The 4,461-nt window shown below is 77.7% G+C and carries 3 protein-coding genes; 1 reads left to right on the top strand and 2 read right to left on the bottom strand.

The features are described from left to right. Positions 1-196: 196 nt before the first annotated feature. Positions 197-571 (bottom strand): MerR family transcriptional regulator, encoded by a 375-nt coding sequence (locus OO63_RS40955; protein WP_030363559.1) that lies wholly within the window; start codon positions 569-571, stop codon positions 197-199. A 54-nt stretch (positions 572-625) separates the two neighbouring features. Continuing rightward, positions 626-1,810, bottom strand: a complete 1,185-nt coding sequence (locus tag OO63_RS40960) for a DUF2786 domain-containing protein (RefSeq protein ID WP_051811807.1) — start codon at positions 1,808-1,810, stop codon at positions 626-628. 84 nt (positions 1,811-1,894) lie between these two features. On the opposite strand from OO63_RS40960, the gene OO63_RS47320 reads away from it, so the two are divergent. Further along, positions 1,895-4,461: FtsX-like permease family protein (locus OO63_RS47320; protein ID WP_051811809.1), on the top strand; the 2,567-nt coding region annotated here is incomplete at its 3' end.

The raw sequence follows: 4,461 nt of genomic DNA on the forward strand, positions 1-4,461 counted from the left end.
GTGGGAGAGCCCGCCGCGGAGCGGCGGGGTGGGGAGGGCGCAGGGGGAGCCGTCGACGGCGGGGCGGTGGCCCGCGTAGGGCGACGGCGGGAGGCCGGACGGCCAGGGGGCGCGGACGGCCGGGCGGTGGCCCGCGTAGGGCGGCGGGGTGAGGCCGGGCGGCCAGGGGGCGCGGACGGGGCGAGGGTCGGGCGGGTCAGGCGGGCTGGGACAGGCGGGCCCGAACCGCGTCCAGGTACGCGCCGATCGCGTCCCGGTTCCGGGTCAGACACTCGACGCGCCGCGTCATGCTGTCCCGCTCCCGCTCCAACGTGGCCAGCATCTCCGGCGTGGCGTCCGGGAAGTGGATGACCCGGGGCTTGTCCAGGCAGGGCAGGATCTGCTTGATGAGCCGCGTGGGCAGCCCCGCGTCGAGGAGCCCCCGGATCTGCAGGACCCGGTCGACGCACGCCTCGTCGTACACGCGGTACCCGTTGGCCGCCCGATCGGCGACGATCAGCCCCTGCTCCTCGTAGTAGCGCAGCAGCCTGCGCGGCGTGCCGGTGCGTTCCGAAAGCTCCCCGATGCGCATCCGCGTACTCACCCCTGATCCCCCTCCACCGCTCACCCCTGCCTCACCCCTGCCTCACCCTTCCCGCCCGGAAAGCCTCACACGCGTGTGCAGGCTGGCGTTCGTGGCCGCCGCGGCCCCCTCGGCCCAGCCCGCGCCGTCCCGTACGCCGCGCACCCGCGTGGTCGTCGTCTCCGGGAACATCCGCTCCGCCCGGTCGGCGACGGCGACGTCCCGCGCGGCGAGCACCGGGAGCAGCGCCCCGCCCCCACCGCCCTCCTCGTGGGTGACGGGCGCGGCGGCGGCCTCCAGACGGGCGCCCACACGCTGGGCGTACGCCATCCAGAAGGCCTGCCGGAACGTCTTGGTGCGCTTGCGCCCGCCCGCGCGCTGCCCGGCCTCCGCCGTCGTCATGGCGGCGAGGCCCTGCACGAGCAGGGAGGTGTGCAGCAGCTCCACCACCTCCAGGTCGGCCTCGAAGCCGACGACGGTGCTGAAGCCGAACGCCTCGTTCCACACCGCGCGGCAGCGGTTCGCCCCGGCGACGGCGTCGAGGAGGATCGCCTTGGCGGTCTCGTACGGGGCGTCGACGCCGACGCGGCAGGCCCCGGGCGCGTCCGGGCGGTGCGTACGGGCGGCGAGCAGCGCCTCGTCGACGCTGTGCCGCGCCATCAGCTCCTGCGCCTTCGCGGTGAGCGCCTCCGCCTCCTGCGGATAGCCGGTCGCCTCGGCCTTGGCGAGCAGGGCGCGGATGCGGGTGAGGGCGCGCGGCTCGTCGTCGCGGTGCGGCGGCGGTACGTGCAGGGGGGTGCCGGGCGCCGGACCGACGGGCTCGATCGGGGGCAGCCGGAGCAGGAGCCGGTAGAGGGCGAGCACGGCGGTGGCGTGCGTGAACCGGTCGGGCGCGCGCCAGGGCTCGTGGGCGTCGAGGGCGGCGAGCTGCGCGGGCCAGCGTGCGGGCAGCAGGCCGGGGGCGTAGCGGAGGGTCTCGGTACGGATCAGGGCGGCGGCGAGGCGTACGTGGGGCTCGTCGAGGTCGCGCCGGACCAGGCGCAGGACGTCGGCGGGCTGCCAGCCGCGCTCCCAGGCCCGCCGCAGCAACTCCTCACCCCGCGCGGCGAGTTCGGCGTCGGCTCCGGGGTCGGCGGCGAGGAGGGAGGCGCCGGTGTCGAGGCCCTCGTCGGCGTGCGCGGGGCGGCCGACCCCCGCGTCCGCCCCGTACAGCGCCGCCGCGAACGCCCTGTCGATCACCGAATCCATACCCCTAAGGGTAGGCCTGGCCCTACCTTCGACCGGCCCGCCAGTGGTCGTGAGCGGGGGCCCGCAGGGCGGTTGGCTCAAGGCATGGTTCTTGCGTCACTACGGGCCCGGTGGGCCGGATTCCTGGGTGCCTTCGTCGCCGTCGCCCTCGGCGTGGCCCTGATCGCCGCGACGGGGGTGGGGCTCGCGGCAAGCGTGCGCGCGCCGGAGCGGGAGCCGGTGCGGTTCGCCGACTCGCCGGTGGTGGTGGCGGGCCGGGACACGCTGACGGTGCCGGTGCGGCGCGGGCCCGAGACCCGCCACGTCACGAAGCGGCTCGCTCATCCACACCCTGTGGACAACGAACTGCTGCGCGAACTGCGCCGCCTCGGCCGACTCAGCCCCGGCCGGGCCGACCCGGCCCGGGCCCACCCGGGCCAGACCCACCCGGGCCAGACCCACCCCGGTCAGTCCCACCCCGGCCAGACCCGTACAGACCGTACGGCACCGGACGCCGTCGGCCTCGACGCGCCCGCCGCCCGGGTGCGCGCCGTCGTCGCCGCCTCCGGCACCGGCGCCCGCGTCCTGACCGGCGCCGACCGCCGCCAGGTCGACACGGACGCCGAACGGGACGCGCGGGCGCTGGTCGCCGTGAACGCGTTCCTCGGCACGGCGGGCGGGGTCGCCGCGTTCGTGTCGGCGTTCGTGACCGCGTCCACGTTCGCCTTCGTGGTGGCGCTGCGGCGGCGCGAGTTCGGGCTGCTCCGGGCGGCAGGGGCGAGCCGGGGGCAGGTACGGCGGTGGCTGCTCGCCGAGGCCCTCGCGGTGGGCGCGGCGGCGTCGGCGGCCGGGTGCGTGATCGGGGCGTGGGCGGCCCCGGGCCTCGCGCGGGCGCTGGTCGACGCGGAGGTGGCGCCGCCGTGGTTCACCGTGGACGGCGGCCCCGGCGGCTTCGCCTGGACCTGGTGGCCGTACCAGCTCGCCTTCTGGACCGGCCTGCTCGTGGCCCTCGCCGGATCGTGGAGCGCGGCGCGCCGGGCCGGGCGCGTGAGCCCCGTGGAGGCGCTGCGCGAGGCGTCGCTCGACACCGGCGTGATGCCGCTCGGCCGCCGGGTCGTGGGCGCGGTGCTGCTCGCGGGCGGGGTGGGGCTGCTCGCGTGGACGCTGTGGACGGAGCCGTCGGAGCTGTTGAAGCGCAAGACGTACACGACGCAGCCGATGATCCTCTCCACGGGAGTGGCAGCGCTGTCCCCTCTCCTCGTACGGCACGTGGTCGCCGTGTTCCGCCGCCCGGCGTTCTTGGCGCGGGGCGCGGGCGGCCCGGGTCGGCGCCGCGTGCGGGGCCTGGGGCGACGCCTCGCGGGGGGCCTGGGGCGACGCCCCGCAGGAGCCGTGGGTCGGCACCCCGCAGGAGCCGTGGGTCGGCACCCCGCAGAAGGCGTGAGTCGGCACCCCGCAGGAGGCGTGAGTCGGCACCCCGCAGGAGGCGTGAGTCGGCACCCCGCAGGAGGCGTGAGTCGGCACCCCGCCGAACGCCGAGGCCGACGCCCCGCCGAAAGCCCGGTCCCGCACCCCGCCGAACGCCCAGGCCGACGCCCCGCCAAGAGCCCAGGAAGGCGCTCCGCCAGTGCTCTCGCCCTCGCCCGCGTCGCCCGCGCCAACGCCGCCGGTTCCGTGCGCCGCACCGCCGCCGTCGCCGCCCCCGTCCTCGTCACCGTCGCCACCGCGGGCTGCCTGCTCGGCTCCGCCGCGACGGTGGGCGCGGCGAAGGCGACCGAGGCGAGGGACCGTACCGCCGCCCAACTGATCGTCACCGGCGACGACTTGAGGCCGCCGGGACGGATCCCCGGGGCGACGGTGGCCGCGTCGGCGAGCACCGCCGTCTTCGTCCGCGAGGACGACGAGACCGCGCTCCTGCGCGCCGACGCGCGCGCCGTGACCGACCCGGCGGCGTACGCGGCGACGCACCGGCTGCCCGTGGTCGCCGGTGACGTACGCCGCCTCGACGACCGCTCGATCGTCGTCAACGAGGAGTGGCAGCGGCACCGCGTCGGCGAGCACGTCGACGTGTGGCTCAGCGACGGCCGCCGGGCCCGGCTGCGGATCGTGGCGGTCCTCGCGCGCGGCACGGGCGACAACGGGGCGTACGTGACGGCCCGCAACGCCCCCGCCGCCCCGCTCGACCGCGTCGACGTGCGCCTGCGGGACGGCGCCGACCCCGCGGCCGTCGCGGCGGCGCTGCGCACGACCGGCGGGCAGGTGCGCACGGCCGGGGAGTGGCTGGCCGCCGAGTACCCCGGCATGAAGCACCAGACGCGCCTCGGCCTGCACATGCTGCTCGCGCTCTGCCTCGCGTACACGGCGATCTCGCTGGCGAGCACCCAGCTGATGACGGCCCCCGTGCGCGCCCCCGAGCTGCGCTCCCTGCGCCTCCTCGGCGCCGCGCCCGGCCAGATACGGCTCGTCGTGGCCGCCGAGGCGGTCCTCGCGGTGACGGTGGGCGCGGTGCTCGGCCTCGCGGTGACGCTGGTCGGCCTCGGCGGCCTGAGCGCGGGGCTCGCGCGGCTCTCGGCACCGGCGGGGGTGGTGGTGCCGTGGGACGTGATGGGGGTGTGCGTGGGGGTGCTCGCGGTGGTGGCGGTGGGGGCCGGTGTGGCGGGGGGGGGGGGGGG

Source organism: Streptomyces alboflavus, from assembly GCF_000716675.1.
Lineage (GTDB): Bacteria > Actinomycetota > Actinomycetes > Streptomycetales > Streptomycetaceae > Streptomyces > Streptomyces alboflavus.

What these genes read in the sequence shown, in the direction of transcription:
- OO63_RS40955 (WP_030363559.1), bottom strand. Translation starts at nt 571, where the DNA reads ATGCGCATCGGGGAGCTTTCGGAACGCACCGGCACGCCGCGCAGGCTG.
- OO63_RS40960 (WP_051811807.1), bottom strand. Translation starts at nt 1,810, where the DNA reads ATGGATTCGGTGATCGACAGGGCGTTCGCGGCGGCGCTGTACGGGGCG.